The organism is Mycobacterium sp. NGS22 (assembly GCF_059813095.1).
Genome location: NZ_JCALDY010000001.1, coordinates 315,358 through 335,687 on the forward strand (window position 1 = coordinate 315,358; position 20,330 = coordinate 335,687).

Consider the following 20,330-nt stretch of genomic DNA (forward strand, 5'->3'; position numbering starts at 1 on the left):
CATAAACAACATCAGGATTCCCATGAACGCCTGATGCAGTCGGAGGAACCCGCGATTGCGGAGTTGCTGCACGGTCCAGTCGAAACCGGACGGCTGATTCCACCAGCCGACCACGAAGTTCCTGAACGCACTCAGCACCGGCCGGAAGCCCTTTCGTCCAGAGCAGTCTAGAACGGTTCGGCCTTGAGTTTTAGGCGTTCAGTAGGCGTTCGCCGATGACCCGTTGCTCGCGCAGCGTGGCGATCTCGTCGTCGGACAGCCCCAAGCCGCGCAGCAGTTCGTCGTTGTGCTGGCCGAGCGTCGGCGGCGCGCTGCGGTGGTGCCGCTCGGGTCCGGGGGCGATGCGAAACGGCCAGCCGGGGAAGCGGCGCAGCCCGGTGACCGGGTGCTCGAAATCCTCGTAGAAATCCCGCGCGTCCAGTTGGGCGAAGTCGTACATCCGGTCGCCGGTGGCCACGCGCTCAGCCGCAACCCCTTGTCCCTGAAGGGTTTCGACGACGGCATCGGCGGGCAGGGTGCGGGTCCAGCCGGTGACGAGTTCGTCGAACGTGTCGTGGTCGAGCGTTCCGTCGTCGGGCAGCGACACCGCCACCCAGGCCTCGTCCTTCGTCGGATAGACGCCCTGCAGGCAGCCGCGCCGGCGGTTGCCTTCGCGCGGGCGCACCACACCGTTCATCGAGTACTCGATCACCGGTTCGGCGGTCACACAGGCGGCGACCTCGATCTGAGCGATCTCGACCAACTGGCCTTCGCCGGTGCGGCGGCGGTGTTCGAGCGCGGCCAGCAACGCCACTCCGGCGTGCATCCCGACGATGGGATCGGCCGGGCCCTGCAGGTTGCACGGCGGCCCCTCGGCGTATCCGGTCACCGCGGTCATCCCCGACGTCTGCTCGATATTCAGCGCCCAGCCCACGTAGTCGCGCCAGGGCCCGTCCAGTCCGAAGCCGGGCATCCGAACCGCGATCACGTCGGGTTTCAGCTTCACCAGCGAGTCGTAGTCCAGACCGAACTGTTCGACCACGCGCGGGGAGAAGTTCTCCACGACGACGTCGGCCTGCGCGGCCAGCCGGTGGGCGATGTCGCGTCCGGCCGCCGAACCGAGGTCGAGCGTGAGGTCCTTCTTGTTGAGGTTGGTGGCCTGCCACAGCGCGCTGCGCTCGTACCAGTCGTCGCCCTCGAACGGGTAGGCGCCGGAGTAGCGGTGCCCGTCGGGGCGCTGGATGGATTCGACCTTGACGATGTCGGCGCCAAACGCGCCCAGGTAGCAGGTCAGATACGCCCCCGCCCAGAACGTGCTCAGGTCCAGCACCCGCAGTCCGGCAAACGGCAATGCGCCTGTGGGCGCCGTCGGCGGCGCGGGTGCCGACGTGCTCGCGCCCATCCGGAAGGGTGCGCCGGGTCGCCGAAATCCGTTGCCCTGCACGAAGAAACCGCGCTTGGCGTACTGCGGCGAATCCAGCACGGTGGCGCCGTCGTTGACCGGAGCGGCCGGGATCCGCATCGCCTGGCTGAGTTCGACGAGCTCGGCGACGGTTTGGGCGGCCAGCAGCGGCTCGGCCTTGGCGAAGAACTCGGCGCGCTCCGGGCCGCCCATCATGATGGCGATCTGGTGCTCACCGAACTCGGGCAGGCCCAGCATCGCGCACACGTCCAGCCAGTGCTGTCCGGTCAGGCAGTTGATGCCCACCCAACCGTCGGCGGCGCGCACCACACCCAGCATCGGCGCCGCGCGGATATTCGGCGGCAGGCCAAGGCTTTTCATCCGCTCGGCCATCAGCATCGGATACGGCAGCGTCGACAGAAGCGACTCGAACTCCGAGACGTCGACGTGTCTGACCGCTCCGGAAGCTAGCCGCAGGGCCGTCAGCGCACCCAGCGCCCCGTAGACGCCGGCCACGTACTCCGAGATCCGGGCACCGGCCTGTACCGGCGGTCGCTGCGGGTCCCGGTGGCTGATCCAGCCCGACACCGCTTGCATGGTCAGCGCCGACGCCGCGCGGTCCCACCACGGCCCGCAGTGACCGAAGTGAGAAATGCTGAGCCGCACCAGATTTGGATTGAGCTGCGTCAGCCCATCGAGTCCGTATTTCCGCAGCGTCCCGGGCGGTAGATTCTCGGCCAGGACGTGGCTCCCCGCGATCAGCTCACGCGCGGTCTCGAGATCGGCCGGTTGGCTCAAATCCAGTGTGATGAAACGCTTTCCGGCATTGAGGTACTCGAACAGCCCACTGCGTTCGGGGTCGGGGGCTGCACCCGGAAAGGGCCCCCAGCGGCGCAGCGGATCCCCGGCCGGTGGCTCGATTTTGACGACGTCGGCGCCCAGGTCGACCATAAGCTTGGTGGCGTAGGGGCCGGAGATCTCGGTAGCGATTTCGACGACGTGCAGCCCCGCAAGGGGTCCCGTCACGCGGGAACTCCGATGGCCATCGGCTCCATGTACTGGTGCACCCCGCCGATGCCGCCACCCTCGCGGCCCAGACCGCTCAGTTTGAAGCCGCCGAACGGCGCGGCCCCGGCACCGCAGCCGTTGACCGCAACCTGCCCGGTCCGGATGCGGCGGGCGACGCCGACGGCGCGGTCCACATCGCCGCTCCAGACCGCCCCGGACAGGCCGTAGCGCGAGTTGTTCGCGATCGCGACCGCGTCGTCGTCGTCGCGGTAGCGGACCACGCTCAGCACCGGCCCGAACACTTCCTCTTGTGCGATAACCGAATTCGGCTGCACGTCGGTCAGGATCGTCGGCTCGAAGTAGAACCCTACGTCCAGGCCGGCCGGGCGTCCGCCGCCGGTCACCAACTTGGCTCCCTCGTCGAGTGCGCCGGCGACGTGGTTCGCCACCCGCTCGCGCTGCGCGTCGCTGATCAACGGACCCATCTGCACGCCCGGGTCGGTCGGGTCGCCCACCTTCACCGCGCGGGCCATCGACACCAACCGGTCGACGACGTCGTCGTGCAGTGAATCCGGCAGCAGCAGCCTGCTTTGCAGGATGCAGGCCTGCCCGGCGTGCAGCGAGCAACAGTCGAACAGCATCTGCTGCAACATCTCGTCAGTGACGTCGGCGTCGTCGAGGATGACGCACGCCGACTTGCCACCGAGTTCCAGCAGGATCCGCTTGAGGGTGTCGCCGGCGGCGGACATCACCTGCCGCCCGACCACCGAGCTGCCGGTGAAGCTGACCATGTCGATCCGGGGGTCGGTGGTGAGCAGTTTGGCCGCCTCGACACCCGACGGGGTGACGACATTGACCACACCGGGCGGGATGTCGGTGTGCTCTTCGATCAGCCGCGCCAGGGCCAGCCCGGCCAGTGGCGTGAGTGGCGACGGTTTGAGGACGACGGTGTCACCGGCCGCCAGCGCGTGGTTGAGCTTCATCACGTTGAGGCAATGCGGAAAGTTCCACGGCGTCAGGATCGACACCACACCCAGCGGTTCGTGCCGCAGCAAAGTGGTTCCGGCCCCGATACCGGTCACGGCTTCGTCGGCCAACTGAGTGGCCAGCTGGGCGGCGTGCATGGACATGAACGCCGCGCCGTCGACCTGCATCAACCGCTCGTTCTCGATGCAGCCCCATTCCTGCTGGGACAGCGCGAAGAAGTCGTCGGCGTGTTTGAGTAGGGCCTCCCCGAGCTGATTGAGGCACGTCGCGCGTACCTCGGGCGTGCTGGCGCCCCAGGGGCCCTCGTCGAATGCCCGGCGCGCGGCACCGATCGCCTCGGCGACCTGGCTGACGCTGGCGTCTGGGGCGCTGGCGATGGTCTGCTCGGTGGCCGGCGAGATGTCGTCGTAGCGACCGTCCTCGGGTTCCACCCAGCGTCCGTCGATGTAGAGCTGGTAGGTGTCAACGAGCGCCGGTACCGCAGCCATCTGCTTCCTCACCCCAGTCGGTCATCTATCCCCCTGGTGTACACCTGTCGGACTCGGGCGTCAATCATGGAATGGGCGGATTTTGCGCACTTTTCGGTGTGTTGGATGCGTATTGACAGCGCAGCCGCTCGCAGAGTAGACACATTGCACAAGACACTTTGGCTCAATGTGTCGGATCGGAGGGACGCCAGCCGTGCGTACCGACTTCCCCTTGCACTCCCCTGACTTCTATGCCGGTGACCCGTACCCGGCCTACCGGGAGTTGCGCGCGACGTCGCCGGTGCACTGGAACGACGAGACCAAGTTCTGGGCGTTGCTCAAATACGAGGACATCCGGTTCGTCTCGAGCAACCCGGCCCTGTTCACCTCGACCAAAGGCATCAGCATTCCCGACCCGGAGATGCCGAACCCGGTGCAGGAGGGCAATCTGATCTTCACCGACCCGCCCCGGCACCGACAGATGCGCAAGCTGATCAACGCCGGGTTCACCCGCCGTCGGGTCGCAGTCCTCGAGCCCAAGATCCGTGAAATCGTGCGCGGCATCCTCGATCACGTCGAACCCGGTTCGGTGCACGAGTTCGCCGAGGAGATCGCCGCGCCGCTGCCCACCCGGATGATCGCCGAGCTGATCGGTGCGCCCGCCGAGGACTGGGAGCAGTTTCGCGCCTGGTCGGATGCGGCCACCGGGACCGCCGACCCCGAGATCGAACTCGACGCGTTCGTGGCCATGGGCCAGCTGTTCGAGTACTTCCAGAAACTGATCGCGGCACGCCGCACCGACCCGCGCGACGACCTGCTATCGGTGTTGGCCCAGGCCGAGATCGACGAACACCGGCTCACCGACGAAGACCTGCTGAACTTCGCGTTCCTGTTGCTGGTGGCGGGCAACGAGACCACGCGAAACCTGATCGCGCTGGGCACCCTGGCCCTGATCAACCATCCCGACCAATGCCGGCTGCTGACACAGGATCCCACCCTGATCCCCGTCGCGGTCGAGGAGATGCTGCGCTGGAACAGCCCGGTGGTCAGCATGTCTCGGGTTGCGACCGCCAACACCGAGATCCGCGGCCAGCGGATTCTCGAGGGCCAAGTGGTGACGATGCTCTACGGGTCGGCCAACCGCGACGAGGACGTATTCGGCAGTGACTCCGAGGAATTCAAGGTGACCCGCCACCCCAATCCGCACATCGCCTTCGGCTGCGGCGAACATTCCTGCATCGGCGCGCAATTGGCGCGACTGGAGGCGACCGTGTTGTTCGACGAGTTGTTGCGTCGCTTCCCGCGACTCGAACTTGTCGGTGACGTCGACCGGATGAAGGCCACGATGGTTCCCGGGGTGAAGCGCATGCCGGTCCGGTTGGGAGCCTAGCGATGGAACTGGAATACACCCCGCAGCAACAACAACTGCGTGCGGAGATGCGCGCCACGTTGCAACAGGTGATGACCCCCGAACGCGTCGCAGCGATCGGCAAGAACATCGAGGGCGGCCCCGCCGTGCGGGAGTGCGTCCGTGCGCTGGCCGCCGCCGACCTGCTCGGCGTGGGCTGGCCGAAAGAATATGGCGGACAGGGTTTCTCGGCGATCGAGCAGTTCATCTTCGCTGAAGAGGCGCGACGGGCCGGCGCGCCGATCCCGTTGGTGACGCTCAATACCGTGGGCCCGACGCTGATGCAGCGCGGCAGCGAGGAGCAGAAGCAGAAGTTTCTGCCGGCCATCCTGGACGGCAGCGTCGAGTTCGCCATCGGCTACTCCGAGCCCGGTGCCGGTAGCGACCTGGCCTCGGTGCGCACCACGGCGGTGCGCGACGGGGACGAGTACGTGATCAACGGCCAGAAGATGTTCACCAGCGGCGCCGCCTACGCCGACTACATCTGGCTCGCTGCCCGCACCGACCCGAACGTCAAGAAACACAAAGGCATTTCGATCCTGATCGTGCCGACGTCGTCAGCGGGGTTCTCCTGGCAGCCGCTGCACACCATGCCGGGCATCTCGACCTTCTACACGTTCTACGACAATGTGCGGGTGCCGGTGAGCGCACTGGTGGGCGAGGAGAACCAGGGTTGGCAGCTGATCACCACCCAGCTGAATTTCGAGCGCGCCGCCCTGGGCAATCTGGGTGCGCTGGAGCCGCTGTTCGAAAAGACGCTGGCCTGGGCCGAATCCACCGAGCTCGACGGTGCCCGGGTGATCGACCAGCCGTGGGTGCAGCTCGCGCTGGCCAGGGTCGAAGCACAGGTCGCCGCATACAAATTGGTGAATTTGCGGGTGAACGCCGCGATGACCAAAGGCGTACTCAACATGGGAGAAGCCTCTGCCGCCAAGGTCTTCGGCACCGAGCTCACCCAGCAGGTCGCCCGCCAGCTGCTCGAGGTCCTCGACGGCAACGGGGTGCGCCGTGGTGCCGACGCTCCGCTTCGTGGCGCCCTGGAAACGGCGTACCGGCAGGCCGTCATCAACACGTTCGGTGGCGGCGCCAACGAGATCCAGCGTGACATCATCGCCATGGCCGGGTTGGGCATGCCGCGGGCACCACGTGACCTTCGCGCCACAACAGAAAAGGCAGGTTAAATGACGGACGCAGAACTTCTGGCCAAGCTGCGCGGGCTGGTCGACAGACCGACCGGGGGCAGCGGAAAGCCTTCGGTGGCACCGGATCCGGTCAACCAGCCGATGATCCGGCACTGGGCGTATGCCATGGACGACCTGAACCCGGTGTACATCGATCCCGATTTCGCGGCGACGTCCCGCTTCGGCGGTATCGTCTCACCGCCGGTGATGCTGCAGACCTGGACGATGCCGTCGCCGAAGCTGGAAGGGATCGGCGACCGCGGCGGTGCGCCCATCGAGATCAAGAGCAATCCGACGGCGTTTCTCGACGAGGCCGGGTACAGCAGCACCGTAGCCACCAACTCCGAATTCGAGATCGAACGGTATCCGCGACTGGGCGATCAGATCAGCTCGACAACGGTCTACGAGTCGGTGTCGGACGAGAAGAAGACCGCGCTGGGCACCGGATTCTTCCTGACCTGGCTGACCACCTACACCAACCAGGACGGGGAAGTGTTGGGGCGGCAGCGATTCCGGGTGCTGCGATTCAGGCCGGAGCGCTGATGGCGACCCGGATGGCGCCGGCGATCAGTCCGGACACCGAGTTCTTCTGGAACGGTCTGCGGGACCACAAGCTGCTGATCCAGCGTTGCGCAGGCTGCGGCGTGCTGCGGCACCCGCCCCGGCCGATGTGCCCGCAGTGCCGCTCGCTGGACTGGGAGACCGTCGAGGCGTCCGGACGGGGCACCGTCTACAGCTACGTGCTGCCGCATCAGCCGCGCGTCCCGTTCTTCGACTACCCCTACATCGTGGCGCTGGTCGAACTCGAGGAGGGGGTGCGGCTGGTGTCGAACCTCACCGATGTGGACCCGTCCGACGTGACGGTCGGGATGCCGGTCGAAATCTACTTCGAGGCCTTCGAAGGCGTGTCCAGGAAGGCTCAGGAAGACCTTGTGCTGCACCAGTTCCGGCCGAGCGGATAGAACATGGACTTCACCTTCACCGAGGAACAGGAAACCATCTCGAAGCTGGCCCGCGAGATCTTCGAGCGCCGGGCCACACCGGAGCGGTTGACCGAACTGGAGGCGGGCGAGGCCCGCTACGACGAGGCGCTGTGGAAAGAACTCGCTGCCGTCGACCTGTTGGGAACCGCACTGCCGGAAGCGTACGGCGGCAACGGCGGTGGCTTCGTGGAACTCGGTGTGCTGCTGGCCGAGGTCGGGTGGAGCGTGGCGCCGGTGCCGGCCTACGCGACGCTGGTGCTGGGGGCCGATCCGATTGCCCGACACGGCACCGAAGAACAACAGCAGCGCCTGCTACCCGAAGTCGTTGCCGGCAACCGCATCCTGAGTGCGGGGCTGGCCGAACCGGGCCGATCCGACCCGACTCGCCCGGCCACGACTGCGCGCCGCGACGGTGCGAGCTGGCGCCTGGACGGTGCCAAGGAACTGGTTCCGGCAGGCCAACTCGCCGACACAGTGCTGATCCCGGCCACCATCGACGACGGGGACGTCGGCCTGTTCCTGCTGGCCACCGAAGACCCAGGCGTCGAGGTCCGGCCGGTGTCGACCACCGACCGCGAACCCCACGCCGACGTGTTCCTGGATGGCGCAACGGTTTCCGGCGGCGACCGCCTCGAAGGCGCCTCGGTCGAGTCGCTGTACACCCGGGCGCTGGCCGCGCTGTGCGCCATCCAGCTCGGTGTCGCCGATCGCGCGCTGCACATCGCCGCCGAATACACCACCGGGCGTGAACAATTCGGCCGGCCCATCGGCAGTTTCCAGGCGGTCCAACAGCGGATGGCCGACGCCTTCATCGACGTCGAGGCGATCCGCTGGACCACCTGGCACGCGGCGTGGCTGATCGCGAATGAGCAGCCGGCCGACCGGGCGGCGCGCATTGCGAAGTTCTGGGCCGCCGAAGCCGGCGCGCGGGTGACCGCAACCGCTCAGCACGTCCACGGTGGCATCGGGATCGACACCACCTATCCTTTGCACCGCTACTTCCTGTGGGCCAAGCACAACGAGCTCACCCTCGGCCCGGCTTCCCAACAGCTCGCGCGCCTGGGCTCGATATACTCGGAAGGACTGTAGATGACGACCACCGCCAGTCGCACGACCACGTTGAAGTGGGCCGACATCGAGGTCGGCGACGACGTCACCGCCCTCGAAATCCCCATTGACACAACGAAGATCGTCGCTGGGGCGATCGCGTCGCGTGACTTCATGCCGGTGCACCACGACCGCGACTACGCCAAGAAGCAGGGCTCCCCGGACCTGTTCATGAACATCCTGACCACCAACGGGTACTGCGTCCGGTTCCTCACCGACTGGGCCGGACCCGAGGCGATGGTCAAGAATCTCGCGATTCGGCTTGGGGTGCCGTGTTTTCCGGGCTCCACGCTGAGCTTCGCCGGTACCGTCTCCGCCAAGAACGCTGGTACGGACGGCGAGAACTTCGTCGAGGTGACCTTCCGGGGTTCCAACAACCTCGGCGACCACGTCTCGGGCACTGCCGTGCTCAGCCTGCTCGACGGGGCGGGCGCATGAGCGCTTTGCCGGGACGTTGTGCCATAGCCGGCATCGGCCAGACCGAGTTCTCCAAGGAGTCGGGCCGCAGTGAACTCCAATTGGCTTGCGAGGCAGTCAGTGCCGCGATCGACGACGCCGGCCTGGCACCCAGTGACGTCGACGGCATGGTCACCTTCACCATGGACTCCAGCGACGAGATCGACATCGCCCGCAACGTCGGCATCGGCGACCTGAGCTTCTTTTCCCGCGTGCATCACGGCGGCGGCGCGGCGGCCGGCACCGTCGTGCATGCCGCGATGGCGGTCGCGACCGGCGTCGCCGATGTGGTGGTGTGCTGGCGGGCGTTCAACGAGCGATCCGGGTTCCGGTTCGGCGGCAGTGGACGTACCAGCGCCGAAACTCCCTTGTTCATGGCGCATTACGCACCCTTCGGACTGATCACACCGGCCGCCTGGGTGGCGCTCCACGCCCAGCGGTACATGTCGACCTACGGGGTCACCAACGAGGATTTCAGCCGGATCGCCGTCGTCGACCGCGCGCACGCCGCCCGCAACCCCGACGCCTGGTTCTACGAGCGTCCGATCACGTTGGAAGACCACCAGAACTCGCGCTGGATCGTCGAACCGGTGCTGCGCCTGCTGGACTGCTGTCAGGAGAGCGACGGCGGTGTCGCGCTGGTGGTGACCAGCGCCGAACGGGCCCGCGATCTGCGCCAGCCGCCGGCGATCATCACGGCGGCTGCCCAGGGCGCCGCCGCCGACGGCGAGATGATGACCAGCTACTACCGCCAGGACATCACCGGGTTGCCGGAGATGGGCGTCGTCGCCGACCGGCTGTGGCGCGATTCGGGCCTGAAACCGCAAGACATCCAAACCGCCTTCATCTACGACCATTTCACGCCGTTCGTGTTCACCCAACTCGAGGAACTCGGCTTCTGCGGACGCGGCGAGGCCAAGGATTTCGCCACCGTCGAGCGATTGTCGCTGGGCGGTGAATTCCCGATCAACACCAACGGCGGCCTGCTCGGCGAGGCCTATATTCACGGCATGAACGGGATCACCGAAGGCGTTCGGCAGGTGCGGGGCACTTCCTACAACCAGGTCGAAAACGTCGAGCATGTGCTGGTCACCTCGGGTACCGGGGTGCCCACCAGCGGGCTCATTCTCGCCCGGGACGGGTAGGCCCGATGACCCAGGCCCAAGCGACCGATACGCGGGAACTCATCCTCGATTCCGCGTATGCGTGTTTCCGTAAACACGGGCTGCTGAAGACGACGATCGTCGACATCGCCCGGGAGGCGGGCATATCGCGCAGCACGATCTACGAATACTTCTCCGACAAAGGGGCCATCCTGGAGGCCTGCGCGGAGCACGCTTCCGAGCAGTTCTACCGGGAAATGACCAGAGCGATGAACCCCGGCTCCTCGCTCGAGGAAAAACTCGCTAACGCAGCGGTTTTCGTCACCCAGGCGCGCCGGGCGATCGCCTCCGAGGAGTACTTCGACGAAGACGCGATCAGCCTGCTCCTCACCAAGGACGCCGCGGTGCTGTTGCGTGAATGCGTCGACTTCTTCGCTCCCTACTTGTCTGCGGCGAAGATCACCGGCGAGGTGCGCAAGGACCTCGACGTGGAGTCGGCCGGCGAATGGTTCGCGCGGATCCTGTTCTCGTTGTTCAGCACCGCCTCGCCAATACGCGATATGGACGATCCCGACGTTGTCGCCGAGTTCGTCAGCGCGCACGTGGTGCGCGGCTTTGCCGACGACCGCGCGCGGCCCGCCCGCAGCATTCGGCCTCGTTGAACACGCTCGGGTGTGAAGCCACGGTTTTCATTGTGAAGTCGGGGCTTTGGATGTGAAGCCACGGCTTTGATTGTGAAGCCACGGCTTTCAATGTGAAGCCTGGGCGGCCAGATCGCCTTCGGTTCAAGGGATCGATGCAACACATCTGATCAGGAGTGTTGTTATGGGAGTTCCCGCGTTGGGGTCGACGGTACGTCAATTCTGGGTTCACATCGGCGATGGGTTGGCGCCCGCGGACGCTGGGGTTGCGGCCGGTGTGTCGGAGCGCTCGGGTTTGCGCTGGTTTGCTGATGCTGGAGGGGTGAAACCACGACTGTGTGAACCCAAGACCTGCGGACCTCGGCCGCGGTTGAGTTTTGAAGACCGCGTCGCGATCGAAATCGGTGTAAGGACAAATGAGTCCCTGCAATCCATGGGAAAGCGGTTGGGCCGGCCGGCCTCGACGATCAAGCGCGAGATCGATCTCAACGGCACCGTTAACCGCTACGACGGGCGCAAGTCGGGGTATCGGCGTAAAGAAGCGTTCGGCGCCAACCAGAGCGGACAGACCGCACAGGTCCCGTATCGGGCGGTGGTGGCCCAAACCCGCGCCGAGGCGCGGTCCCGGCGGCCCAAGCAGAGCAAGCTAGCCACAAGCCAGCGGTTACACGATGAGGTGCAGACTCGGTTAGACGATTTCCACAGTCCCGGCCAGATCGCGACGATGTTGCGCCGTGATTTTCCTGACGACCCGGAGATGCGCGTGTCCTACGAGGCGATTTACCAGGCGATTTATGTCCAAGGGCGGGGTAATTTGCGCCGCGATGTCCACCGCTGCCTGCGCACCGGGCGGGCGATGCGCAAACCCCGCAACAGTCCCGGCGAGCGCCGCGGGCGCATCAAAGACATGATCAACATCAGCGAGCGCCCACCGGAGGTGGCCGACCGCGCGGTGCCCGGTCACTGGGAAGGCGACTTGATTCTGGGCAGTACCGAATCGGGCTCGGCGATCGGCACCCTGGTCGAACGCAGCACCCGCTACACGCTGCTACTGCACCTGCCCGACAACCACACAGCCCTGGCCGTTCAAGAGGCCATCATCGCCAAGATGTCCGAGCTGCCCGCGATGCTGCGCCGCACCCTGACCTGGGACCAAGGCAAAGAAATGGCCAACCACGCGGCCATCGCCGAGGCCATCGACCTCGACATCTACTTCTGTGATCCGCACAAACCATGGCAGCGGGGCACCAACGAAAACACCAACGGGCTACTGCGCCAATGGTTTGCCAAAGGCACCGACCTATCGGTCTTTCCCGCCGACTACCTCGACTACGTCGCCGCCAAACTCAACAACCGACCACGCCAAACACTGGACTGGAAAACACCCGCCCAAGCTCTCGACGAACTACTGTCTAACCCACCCACTGTTGCATCGACCGCGTGAAACCGCCCGCGATTTCGCCGCCCTGAGTTCACTCTCAACGCCGCACCTTCACTCTCAACGCCGCACCTTCACTCTCAACGCCACACGCTCACTCTCAACGCCCTAACCTCACGATCGATGCGTCAACGCTGGCAGGAAGAACCCAAATCGGCGCCCATGTGCGGATACGCGTGCTCGATGGCCGGGACGAACGTCTCCTTGATGGTGCGCGCCGACGTCCAGCGCATCAGGTTCAGCGCCGACCCGGCCTTGTCGTTGGTCCCGGATCCGCGTGAGCCACCGAACGGCTGGCGTCCGACCACCGCCCCGGTCGGCTTGTCGTTGACGTAGAAGTTACCCGCCGCGAACCGCAGCCGCCGCGAAGCGGTCAGCACCGCTTCACGGTCGTCGGCGATAATCGCGCCTGTCAACGCATACCGGGATCCGGTGTCGATGACGTCGAGGATCCGCTCGTACTGGCTGTCCGGGTAGACGTGCAGCGACAGCAGCGGCCCGAAATACTCGGTCGCGAATGCCTCGTCGGTCGGGTCGTCGGACAGCAGCACGGTGGGCCGCACGAAATACCCTTCACTGTCGTCGTATTCGCCGCCGACCGCGACAGTGACACCGGTGGCACCCTTCGCCCGTTCGATGGCGTCGACGTTCTTGACGAACGCGCGACGGTCGATCAGCGCGCCGCCGAAGTTGGACAGCTCGGTGACGTCGCCGTAGGTCAATTCGGCAACCGCACCAAGGAACTCGTCACCCATCCGCTGCCACACCGAGTGGGCGACGAAAGCCCGCGAGGCAGCCGAGCACTTCTGGCCCTGGTAGTCGAACGCACCGCGAATCAGGGCCGTACGCAACACATCTGGCCGCGCGGAGGCATGCGCAAGCACGAAGTCCTTGCCGCCGGTCTCCCCCACCAACCTCGGATAGCTGTGGTAGCGGCCGATATTGGCCCCAACCTGGCGCCACAGGTGTTGGAAGGTAGCCGTCGACCCGGTGAAGTGGATGCCGGCCAGCCGCGGGTCGTCCAGCGCGACGTCGGACACCGCCAGACCGTCGCCGGTGACCAGGTTGATCACCCCGGCCGGCAACCCGGCGGCCTCCAGCAGTCGCATGGTCAGATACGCCGACAGCGTCTGCGTGATCGACGGCTTCCACACCACGGTGTTGCCCATCAGCGCCGGCGCGGTCGGCAGGTTCGCGGCGATCGAGGTGAAGTTGAACGGCGTAATCGCATAGACGAAACCGTCGAGCGGGCGGTAGTCGCTGCGGTTCCACTCCCCCGGACCACTGATCGGTTGCTGCGCCAGGATCTGTCGCGCGAACGCGACGTTGAACCGCCAGAAATCGACCTGCTCACAGGGTGCATCGATCTCGGCCTGGTACACCGACTTGGACTGGCCGAGCATCGTGGCCGCGGCGATCTTTTCCCGCCACGGCCCGGCCAGCAGGTCGGCGGCCCGCAGGAAGATCGCCGCACGTTCGTCGAACGGCATCGCCGCCCAGGAGTCCTTCGCGGTCATCGCCGCTTCGACCGCGGCGGCGGCGTCGGCGTGGGTGGCGTTGGACAGCGTGCCCAGTCTGGCGGCGTGCCGGTGCGGCTGGACGACGTCGATCGTCTCGCCCTCGCCCATCCGGTGCCGGCCCGCGATGACATGCGGCAGCTCGACCGGGTTACCGGCCAGCGCAGCCAGTTCGGTGCGCAGCCGGGTGCGCTCGGGTGAGTTCGGCGCGTAGTCGTGCACCGGCTCGTTGGCCGGCATCGGTACCTGGGTGATGGCGTCCATGCAGGTCAGGATCCGCGCCGCAGCGCCTCGATCGGTTGGCTGATCAGCCAACAACTGCTGCTGTTGCTAGTAGCATCGGACAACATGCGGTCCGGCGTCGGACTCGGCCATTTGCTGCTGGCCCTGGACGCGACCATGGTGCGCCTGGTCGCCGCGCCGCGGGGCCTGGACCTTCCGGTGGCCAGCGCGGCATTGATCGATACCGACGACGTGCGACTGGGTCTGGCCGCCGCAGCCGGCTCGGCCGACGCCTTCTTCCTGCTCGGTGTCGGCGACGACGACGCGGTGCGCTGGATCGCCGCACCCGCCCACGCGCCCGTGGCGGTCTTCGTCAAGGAACCGTCGGCGCCGGTGGTGGCGGCGGCAGTGCGGGCCGGTGCCGCGGTCGTGGCCGTCGAGCCGCGGGCCCGGTGGGAGCGGATCTACCAGCTGGTCAACCGCGTGTTGGCGCACGGCCCTTCCGATCAGCAGCAGGATTCCGGCTCCGACCTGTTCGGGCTGGCGCAGTCCCTGGCCGACCGCATTCACGGGATGGTCAGCATCGAAGACGCCCAGTCGCACGTGCTGGCCTATTCGGCCTCCAACGACGAAGCCGACGAGTTGCGCCGGCTGTCGATCCTGGGCCGCGCCGGCCCGCCCGAGCATCTGCAGTGGATCGGTCGAGCGGGCATCTTCGACGCGCTGCGGAAGGGAAACGACGTGGTGCGGGTGGCCGAGCGCCCGAACTTGGGTCTGCGGCCGCGCCTGGCCATCGGCATCCACGAAAACGGTGTGTTCACCGGCACCATCTGGGTGCAGCAGGGGTCACAGTCGCTGGCCGAGGACGCCGAGGAGATGCTGCGCGGGGCCGCGGTCCTGGCCGCCCGGATCATGTCGCGCTTGGCGGCCCGCCCGTCCACCCACACCTTGCGGGTGCAGCAGCTACTCGGCCTGACCGACGGCGGCGCGGTGACCGACATCGCCGTCGAACTCGGCCTGCCGGTAGCGGGCGACGGCGTGCTGATCGGCTGGGACACCCTCGCGCCCGGCGACCGCCAGACGCGCCTCGCCGACGTCTTGGCACTGAGCGCCAACGCTTTTCGGCACGATGCGCAGCTCGCATCCAACGGGTCCCGGGTCTACGTCCTGCTACCGCAGCTCGGCGCAGCCCGGTCGATCCCGTCCTGGGTGCGCGGCACCATCGCCGCGCTACGCACCGAAATCGGCGTCGAATTGCGCGCGGCCATCGCCGCGCCGGTCCCGGGCCTGGCCGCGGTATCGGAAGCCCGCATCGAGGTGGACCGGGTACTCGACAGCGCCGAGCGCCACCCCGGCACCATCGGCCGGGTCACCTCGCTGGCCGAAGCGCGCACCACGGTGCTGCTCGACGAGATCGTCACCCTGATCGGCGCCGACGAACGACTCGTCGATCCCCGGATCCGCACCCTGCGCAACCGGGATCCGATGCTGGCCGAGACGCTACGCGTCTACCTGGACTGTTTCGGCGACGTCGCCGCCGCGGCGCTGCGCCTGCAGGTGCACCCGAACACGGTTCGATACCGGGTGCGCCGAATCGAGAAGGTGCTGTCGACCTCGCTGAGTGATCCCGAGGCGCGCCTGTTGTTTTCGCTGGGTTTACGGGCAACCGAGCCGTCGGCCTGAGGTTTTCCCAGACAGCGGCGCTGTTCGGGCAATAGTTATTCTCAGGCTGAGCGTAACTGCAAGAGTTGCAGCGGTTTTGCCTGCGGTTAGGCTTCGGTTCGTGGCCGATCATCCGTCGTCATATCTGGTGCTGGCATCCCAGCGCAGCGGGAGCACGCTGCTGGTCGAATCGCTGCGCGCGACCGGCGTGGCCGGCGAGCCGCAGGAGTTCTTCCAGTACCTGCCCTCCACCAGTCAGTCCCCACAGCCGCGGCAGTGGTTCGCCGACGTGGACGACGAGTCGATCCTGAGCCTGCTGGACCCGCTCGACGAGGGAAAGCCCGACCTCGCACCGGCGGAGATCTGGCGCGACTACATCCGCACCGTCGGCCGCACGCCGAACGGGGTGTGGGGCGGCAAGCTGATGTGGAATCAGACGCCGCTGTTGCTGGACCGGGCGGCCGGCCTGCCCGACCGGTCGGGCGACGGTTTGTTGTCCGCGATCCGTGACGTCGTCGGCGAGGACCCGTTGCTCATCCACATCCACCGGCCCGACGTCATCTCGCAGGCGGTGTCGTTCTGGCGCGCGGTGCAGACCCGGGTGTGGCGCGGACGGCCCGACCCGGTCCGCGATGCGCGCGCCACCTACCATGCCGGCGCGATCGCGCACGTGGTCAAGATGCTGCGGGCGCAGGAGGAAGGCTGGCAGAACTGGTTTGCCGAAGAAAACGTCAAACCGATCGAGATTTCCTATCCGGTGTTGTGGCGCAACCTGACTCAGGTCGTCGGCCACATCCTCGAAGAGCTGGGTCTGGACCCGCGACTGGCGCCCGAACCGGTGCTCCAGCGTCAGGCCGACCAGCGTTCCGACGAGTGGGTGGACCGCTATCGGACCGATGCCGAAAGAGAGGGGCTCCCCACATGAGCGCTCCGACAGACACGTTGCACGTCGACGAGCTGAGGCTGCTGGAAGCCGAAGCGGTGCACATCATCCGCGAAGTCGTCGCCGAACTGGAGCGGCCGGTGCTGCTGTTCTCCGCCGGCAAGGACTCGATCGTGTTGCTTCGGTTGGCGGAGAAGGCATTTCGCCCGTTGCCGCTGCCGTTCCCGGTGATGCACGTCGACACCGGACACAACTTCCCCGAGGTGATCGAGTTCCGCGACGAGCGGGTCACCGGCGAGGGGCACAAGCTGATCGTCGCGTCGGTCCAGGAGTCGATCGACAAGGGCCGGGTGCCCGACCCGGGCCCGTCGGCTTCGCGCAACCGCGCCCAGACCCGCACCCTGCTCGACGCCCTCGAGGAGGGCGGCTTCGACGCGGCCTTCGGCGGCGCGCGACGCGACGAGGAACGCGCGCGGGCCAAGGAACGGATCCTCAGTTTCCGTGACGAGTTCGGTCAGTGGGACCCGCGTGCCCAGCGCCCGGAACCGTGGTCGCTCTACAACGGCCGGATCAAGAAGGGCGAGCAGGTCCGGGTGTTCCCGTTGAGCAACTGGACCGAGCTCGACGTCTGGCGCTACATCGAATTGGAAGAGCTGGAGATTCCGTCGATCTACTACGCGCACGAGCGTGAGGTGTTCGAACGGGACGGCATCCTGCTGGCGGTGTCGGAATACGCCAGCCCGCAGGACGGGGAGAAAGCCGCCAAGGAATGGGTGCGCTACCGCACCGTCGGGGACCTGACCATCACCGGCGCGGTGCGTTCGCAGGCCACCGACATCACCGGCGTCATCCGTGAGATCTCGGCCGCGACGGTGTCCGAGCGCGGTGAGACCCGCGCCGACGACCGCACGTCAGCCGCTGCGATGGAAGACCGCAAGCGAGAAGGGTATTTCTGATGACTGTCGCCGACAAGGCCGAGAAAGTCGTACACCCCAAGGGAATAACGCGTCAGCTGCTGCGGATCACCACCGCAGGATCGGTGGACGACGGCAAGAGCACCCTGATCGGCCGGCTGCTGCACGACACGGACAGCCTGCCGTTGGACCATCTGGAAGCCGTCACCGACGAGGAGGGCGTGGCCGATCTGGCGGCGCTGTCCGACGGCCTGCGCGCCGAACGCGAACAGGGCATCACCATCGACGTCGCGTACCGGTTCTTTTCCACCGAGACGCGCAGCTACATCCTGGCCGATACACCGGGTCACGAGCGTTACACCCGCAACATGTTCACCGGCGCCTCCAATGCGCACGTGGCGGTGCTGCTGGTCGACGCGCGCGAAGGAGTGCTGCGGCAGACGCGCAGGCATGCCCGGATCGCAAAGCTGTTGGGCATCAAGCACTTTGTGGCCGCCGTCAACAAGATCGATTTGATCGACTTCGACCAGGGCAAGTTCTCCGACGTCGAAGAACAACTGGGCCAGGTGGCGGCGCGGCTGGGCGAAGTCGACATCAAGGTGATCCCGCTCGCGGCCAAGCACGGCGACAACGTGGTGCACCGCTCCGACCGGACGCCGTGGTACGACGGCCCCACGCTGCTGGACTATCTGGAAGGCGTGGAACTGGCCGCTCCGCAGGCTGAGGCGTCCCGGCTGCGGCTGCCGGTGCAGTGGGTCTCGCGCCCGACCGACCAGCAGCGCCGCCGTTACACCGGCCGGCTGGCGGCGGGCACGCTGAGCGTCGGAGATCCGGTGATCTCGCTGCCCGCCGGCACCAAGTCGACGGTGACCGCTCTGGACACCCTCGATGACGACCGAAACACCGCTGTCGCACCGCTTTCGGTGTCCATCGAGTTGGAGGACGACATCGACGTCGGTCGCGGCGACGTCCTGGTCAGCGGGGCCGAGGATGCGGTTCCGCCGGTGCTGGCCCGGGAATTGGACGCCAATGTGTGCTGGTTCATCGACAATCCGCTGCGCGCCGGCGATCGGCTGGCGTTGAAACAGACGACCAAGACCGTGCGGACCACCGTGCAGGAGCTGCACTCGCGGCTGGACCCGGAGACCCTGGACGAGATCGACCAGCCGGTCGAGTTGACGCTCAACGACATCGGCACCGTGACGTTGCGCACCAGCTCGGTCGTCATCGCCGATCCCTATACCGGCAACCGGGACAGCGGCGCGTTCATCCTGATCGACGAGACCACCAACGACACCGTCGGCGCCGGCACCATCATCGAGGCGCGGGAAGTCAAGCCTGGTGCCAGTCAGCGCACCGACATCCGTTGGCACCCTTCGGCGTTGGACCGCAAGCACCGCTGGAAGGCGACGGGCCAACCGGGTGCGACGATCTGGTTCACCGGCCTGCCGGCCTCGGGCAAGTCCACCGTCGCGGTGGCCGTGGAACGCGCACTCGTCGAATCCGGTCGCGTCGCCTACCTGCTCGACGGGGACAACCTGCGACACGGGCTGTCCGACGACCTGGGTTTCTCCCCCGGTGACCGCACCGAAAACATCAGGCGGGTAGGGCATTTGACGCGCCTGTTGGCCGACGCGGGCGTGGTCGCGTTGGCCTCGCTGGTATCGCCGTTGAAGTCTGACCGCGAGACCGCGCGCGCGCTCAACGACGCCGCCAAACTCCCGTTCATCGAGGTGCACATCTCCACCTCGCTGGAGGAATGCGAGCGCCGCGACCCCAAGGGTCTGTACGCGCGGGCACGCAAGGGCGAGCTGAAGGGGTTGACCGGTGTGGACGCGCCGTACGAGCCGCCGGAGGAAGCCGACCTGGTGCTCGACACCACCGACGCGGACATCGACGATCTCGCCGCCAAGGTGATCAGCCTGCTCGACGAGCGCAGTCCGCGTAAGTAACGGCAGATCACCCGAACCGGTTGGCGCCCACTGGTTGTCGCGGTCATCGCACTGGTCGGTCGTCGCCTCGGTGTCGCTGGGGCTCGTCCTGTTCACCTCCCGTGTGTTGCACTGGGGCGTGGCCGGCTGAGCTGATCGGCATAAACGGACCAACAGTTGGGTAGACACCCGGAAGCTCGATCCTTGCGCGCCGCCTGCGAGCTGACGGGAGACGACCATGAAACGCTGCATCGTCGCAGGACTGACCGCCCTGTTGCTGGCCGCGGTGCCGGTAGCCGTGGCGGCGCCGGCCGCCGCCGGCTGTGTGTACGGCGGAGGCGTCATCAGCAAGTGCGATGGACCCGTTCAGCCGGACGGCACCTGGCAACGATGCGTGGGGGTTGCCCAGCTGGTTCCGCACGGCGCCAGTTCCTACCTGACGCCCGTCAAGAACTGCGACGTGCTGGGTCCGGATCGGACTCCCGGGGATCCGGCGCTCGCCGACCCGCCCGCGCACATCGACTGACGGCGGGGGACGCTGGCGCGTCGAGGGCTCTTATGCCAGCGTGAGCGCATGACAATTCCCGGCCGAGCCGATCAAGCGCTACCCATGCCCACGTCACGCAAGGTCCTCTGCGTCGTCTACGGTGCCATCGCGGTAGCCGCACTCGTCGCGACCTGGAGTCAGAATCTCGCGTATTTCGACCGGCCCGCGCGCTTTCTGCACGACTTCACTCTGGACGCCAAAGTCACAGCGGCGTCCCGATCGTTGACGGCCGACCTGTTGCTGCTCGCCCTGGCGGTCATCATCCTGATGGTGATCGAGGCCAGAAAGCTCGACATCAGATTCGTGTGGCTTTACGTCGTCGCCGGATTCGCCGTCGCGATCAGCGTTTCGTTTCCGTTGTTCCTCATCGCCCGCGAATTTCGGTTGGGCACAACAGATTCCCCACGGCTGCACACGACGGACACCATCCTGCTCACGGCTTTCGCCGTTCTGGCGGCGGCGCAGACCATCTGGGTGGCCATAGCGTGACGGGT

At 66.6% G+C, this 20,330-nt stretch carries 18 protein-coding genes; 15 read left to right on the forward strand and 3 right to left on the reverse strand.

Annotated features, from left to right (window positions below; genetic code table 11):
- Window positions 1–190 precede the first annotated feature (190 nt).
- Together AC5Y47_RS01400 and AC5Y47_RS01405 are read right to left on the reverse strand one after the other, a co-directional pair.
- A complete protein-coding gene (locus AC5Y47_RS01400; RefSeq protein WP_499941259.1) occupies window positions 191–2,407 on the reverse strand; it encodes a CaiB/BaiF CoA transferase family protein in 2,217 nt (738 codons plus the stop codon).
- A complete protein-coding gene (locus AC5Y47_RS01405; protein ID WP_499941261.1) occupies window positions 2,404–3,864 on the reverse strand; it encodes an aldehyde dehydrogenase family protein in 1,461 nt (486 codons plus the stop codon). Before AC5Y47_RS01405 ends, AC5Y47_RS01400 begins: the two co-directional genes overlap by 4 nt.
- 166 nt (window positions 3,865–4,030) lie before the next feature.
- Between AC5Y47_RS01405 and AC5Y47_RS01410 the strand changes: the two genes are divergently transcribed.
- The 9 genes from AC5Y47_RS01410 (at window position 4,031) to AC5Y47_RS01450 (ending at window position 12,166) form a co-directional block, all read left to right on the forward strand.
- Window positions 4,031–5,233 (forward strand): cytochrome P450, encoded by a 1,203-nt coding sequence (locus tag AC5Y47_RS01410; RefSeq protein ID WP_499941263.1) that lies wholly within the window; start codon window positions 4,031–4,033, stop codon window positions 5,231–5,233.
- A gap of 2 nt (window positions 5,234–5,235) precedes the next feature.
- Window positions 5,236–6,432, forward strand: coding sequence for an acyl-CoA dehydrogenase family protein (locus AC5Y47_RS01415; protein WP_499941264.1), 1,197 nt, complete (start codon window positions 5,236–5,238; stop codon window positions 6,430–6,432).
- Entirely contained in the window at window positions 6,433–6,975 is a 543-nt protein-coding gene (locus AC5Y47_RS01420) for an FAS1-like dehydratase domain-containing protein (RefSeq protein WP_499941266.1), read from the forward strand.
- On the forward strand, window positions 6,975–7,394 hold the full coding sequence (locus AC5Y47_RS01425; protein ID WP_499941268.1) for a Zn-ribbon domain-containing OB-fold protein: 420 nt from the start codon (window positions 6,975–6,977) through the stop codon (window positions 7,392–7,394). Before AC5Y47_RS01420 ends, AC5Y47_RS01425 begins: the two co-directional genes overlap by 1 nt.
- Before the next feature lie 3 nt (window positions 7,395–7,397).
- Window positions 7,398–8,504 carry an acyl-CoA dehydrogenase family protein gene (locus AC5Y47_RS01430; RefSeq protein WP_499941269.1) on the forward strand — a complete coding sequence of 369 codons (1,107 nt, stop codon included), beginning with the start codon at window positions 7,398–7,400 and terminating at the stop codon, window positions 8,502–8,504.
- Window positions 8,505–8,960, forward strand: coding sequence for a MaoC family dehydratase (locus AC5Y47_RS01435; protein ID WP_499941271.1), 456 nt, complete (start codon window positions 8,505–8,507; stop codon window positions 8,958–8,960).
- Window positions 8,957–10,123: a lipid-transfer protein gene (locus AC5Y47_RS01440; protein WP_499941273.1), complete on the forward strand. Its 1,167-nt coding sequence runs from the start codon at window positions 8,957–8,959 to the stop codon at window positions 10,121–10,123. Before AC5Y47_RS01435 ends, AC5Y47_RS01440 begins: the two co-directional genes overlap by 4 nt.
- A 5-nt stretch (window positions 10,124–10,128) precedes the next feature.
- Window positions 10,129–10,743, forward strand: a complete 615-nt coding sequence (locus AC5Y47_RS01445; RefSeq protein WP_499941275.1) for a TetR/AcrR family transcriptional regulator — start codon at window positions 10,129–10,131, stop codon at window positions 10,741–10,743.
- Window positions 10,744–10,906: 163 nt separating this feature from the next.
- Window positions 10,907–12,166, forward strand: a complete 1,260-nt coding sequence (locus tag AC5Y47_RS01450) for an IS30 family transposase (RefSeq protein WP_499941277.1) — start codon at window positions 10,907–10,909, stop codon at window positions 12,164–12,166.
- A gap of 122 nt (window positions 12,167–12,288) precedes the next feature.
- Here AC5Y47_RS01450 and pruA read toward each other — a convergent pair whose 3' ends face one another.
- Window positions 12,289–13,941, reverse strand: coding sequence for an L-glutamate gamma-semialdehyde dehydrogenase (gene pruA / locus AC5Y47_RS01455; protein ID WP_499941420.1), 1,653 nt, complete (start codon window positions 13,939–13,941; stop codon window positions 12,289–12,291).
- An 84-nt stretch (window positions 13,942–14,025) separates the two neighbouring features.
- Between pruA and AC5Y47_RS01460 the strand changes: the two genes are divergently transcribed.
- The 6 genes from AC5Y47_RS01460 (at window position 14,026) to AC5Y47_RS01485 (ending at window position 20,325) form a co-directional block, all read left to right on the forward strand.
- On the forward strand, window positions 14,026–15,582 hold the full coding sequence (locus AC5Y47_RS01460) for a PucR family transcriptional regulator (protein ID WP_499941279.1): 1,557 nt from the start codon (window positions 14,026–14,028) through the stop codon (window positions 15,580–15,582).
- Window positions 15,583–15,682: 100 nt separating this feature from the next.
- Complete coding sequence (gene stf0, locus AC5Y47_RS01465; RefSeq protein ID WP_499941281.1) at window positions 15,683–16,486, forward strand: trehalose 2-sulfotransferase; 804 nt, start codon at window positions 15,683–15,685, stop codon at window positions 16,484–16,486.
- On the forward strand, window positions 16,483–17,400 hold the full coding sequence (gene cysD / locus AC5Y47_RS01470) for a sulfate adenylyltransferase subunit CysD (RefSeq protein ID WP_499941283.1): 918 nt from the start codon (window positions 16,483–16,485) through the stop codon (window positions 17,398–17,400). Before stf0 ends, cysD begins: the two co-directional genes overlap by 4 nt.
- Complete coding sequence (gene cysC / locus AC5Y47_RS01475; protein ID WP_499941285.1) at window positions 17,400–19,310, forward strand: adenylyl-sulfate kinase; 1,911 nt, start codon at window positions 17,400–17,402, stop codon at window positions 19,308–19,310. The genes cysD and cysC overlap by 1 nt, the downstream gene beginning before the upstream one ends.
- Before the next feature lie 217 nt (window positions 19,311–19,527).
- Window positions 19,528–19,815, forward strand: coding sequence for a CDGP domain-containing protein (locus AC5Y47_RS01480; RefSeq protein WP_499941287.1), 288 nt, complete (start codon window positions 19,528–19,530; stop codon window positions 19,813–19,815).
- Window positions 19,816–19,863: 48 nt separating this feature from the next.
- Window positions 19,864–20,325 (forward strand): DUF2834 domain-containing protein, encoded by a 462-nt coding sequence (locus AC5Y47_RS01485; protein WP_499941289.1) that lies wholly within the window; start codon window positions 19,864–19,866, stop codon window positions 20,323–20,325.
- The last annotated feature ends 5 nt before the right edge of the window (window positions 20,326–20,330 follow it).

What these genes read in the sequence shown, in the direction of transcription:
- AC5Y47_RS01420 (WP_499941266.1), top strand. Translation starts at nt 6,433, where the DNA reads ATGACGGACGCAGAACTTCTGGCCAAGCTGCGCGGGCTGGTCGACAGA.
- AC5Y47_RS01485 (WP_499941289.1), top strand. Translation starts at nt 19,864, where the DNA reads ATGACAATTCCCGGCCGAGCCGATCAAGCGCTACCCATGCCCACGTCA.
- AC5Y47_RS01440 (WP_499941273.1), top strand. Translation starts at nt 8,957, where the DNA reads ATGAGCGCTTTGCCGGGACGTTGTGCCATAGCCGGCATCGGCCAGACC.
- AC5Y47_RS01445 (WP_499941275.1), top strand. Translation starts at nt 10,129, where the DNA reads ATGACCCAGGCCCAAGCGACCGATACGCGGGAACTCATCCTCGATTCC.
- AC5Y47_RS01480 (WP_499941287.1), top strand. Translation starts at nt 19,528, where the DNA reads ATGAAACGCTGCATCGTCGCAGGACTGACCGCCCTGTTGCTGGCCGCG.
- pruA (WP_499941420.1), bottom strand. Translation starts at nt 13,941, where the DNA reads ATGGACGCCATCACCCAGGTACCGATGCCGGCCAACGAGCCGGTGCAC.
- AC5Y47_RS01430 (WP_499941269.1), top strand. Translation starts at nt 7,398, where the DNA reads ATGGACTTCACCTTCACCGAGGAACAGGAAACCATCTCGAAGCTGGCC.
- AC5Y47_RS01410 (WP_499941263.1), top strand. Translation starts at nt 4,031, where the DNA reads ATGTGTCGGATCGGAGGGACGCCAGCCGTGCGTACCGACTTCCCCTTG.
- AC5Y47_RS01405 (WP_499941261.1), bottom strand. Translation starts at nt 3,864, where the DNA reads ATGGCTGCGGTACCGGCGCTCGTTGACACCTACCAGCTCTACATCGAC.
- AC5Y47_RS01425 (WP_499941268.1), top strand. Translation starts at nt 6,975, where the DNA reads ATGGCGACCCGGATGGCGCCGGCGATCAGTCCGGACACCGAGTTCTTC.
- AC5Y47_RS01460 (WP_499941279.1), top strand. Translation starts at nt 14,026, where the DNA reads ATGCGGTCCGGCGTCGGACTCGGCCATTTGCTGCTGGCCCTGGACGCG.
- cysD (WP_499941283.1), top strand. Translation starts at nt 16,483, where the DNA reads ATGAGCGCTCCGACAGACACGTTGCACGTCGACGAGCTGAGGCTGCTG.
- AC5Y47_RS01450 (WP_499941277.1), top strand. Translation starts at nt 10,907, where the DNA reads ATGGGAGTTCCCGCGTTGGGGTCGACGGTACGTCAATTCTGGGTTCAC.
- AC5Y47_RS01435 (WP_499941271.1), top strand. Translation starts at nt 8,505, where the DNA reads ATGACGACCACCGCCAGTCGCACGACCACGTTGAAGTGGGCCGACATC.
- cysC (WP_499941285.1), top strand. Translation starts at nt 17,400, where the DNA reads ATGACTGTCGCCGACAAGGCCGAGAAAGTCGTACACCCCAAGGGAATA.
- AC5Y47_RS01415 (WP_499941264.1), top strand. Translation starts at nt 5,236, where the DNA reads ATGGAACTGGAATACACCCCGCAGCAACAACAACTGCGTGCGGAGATG.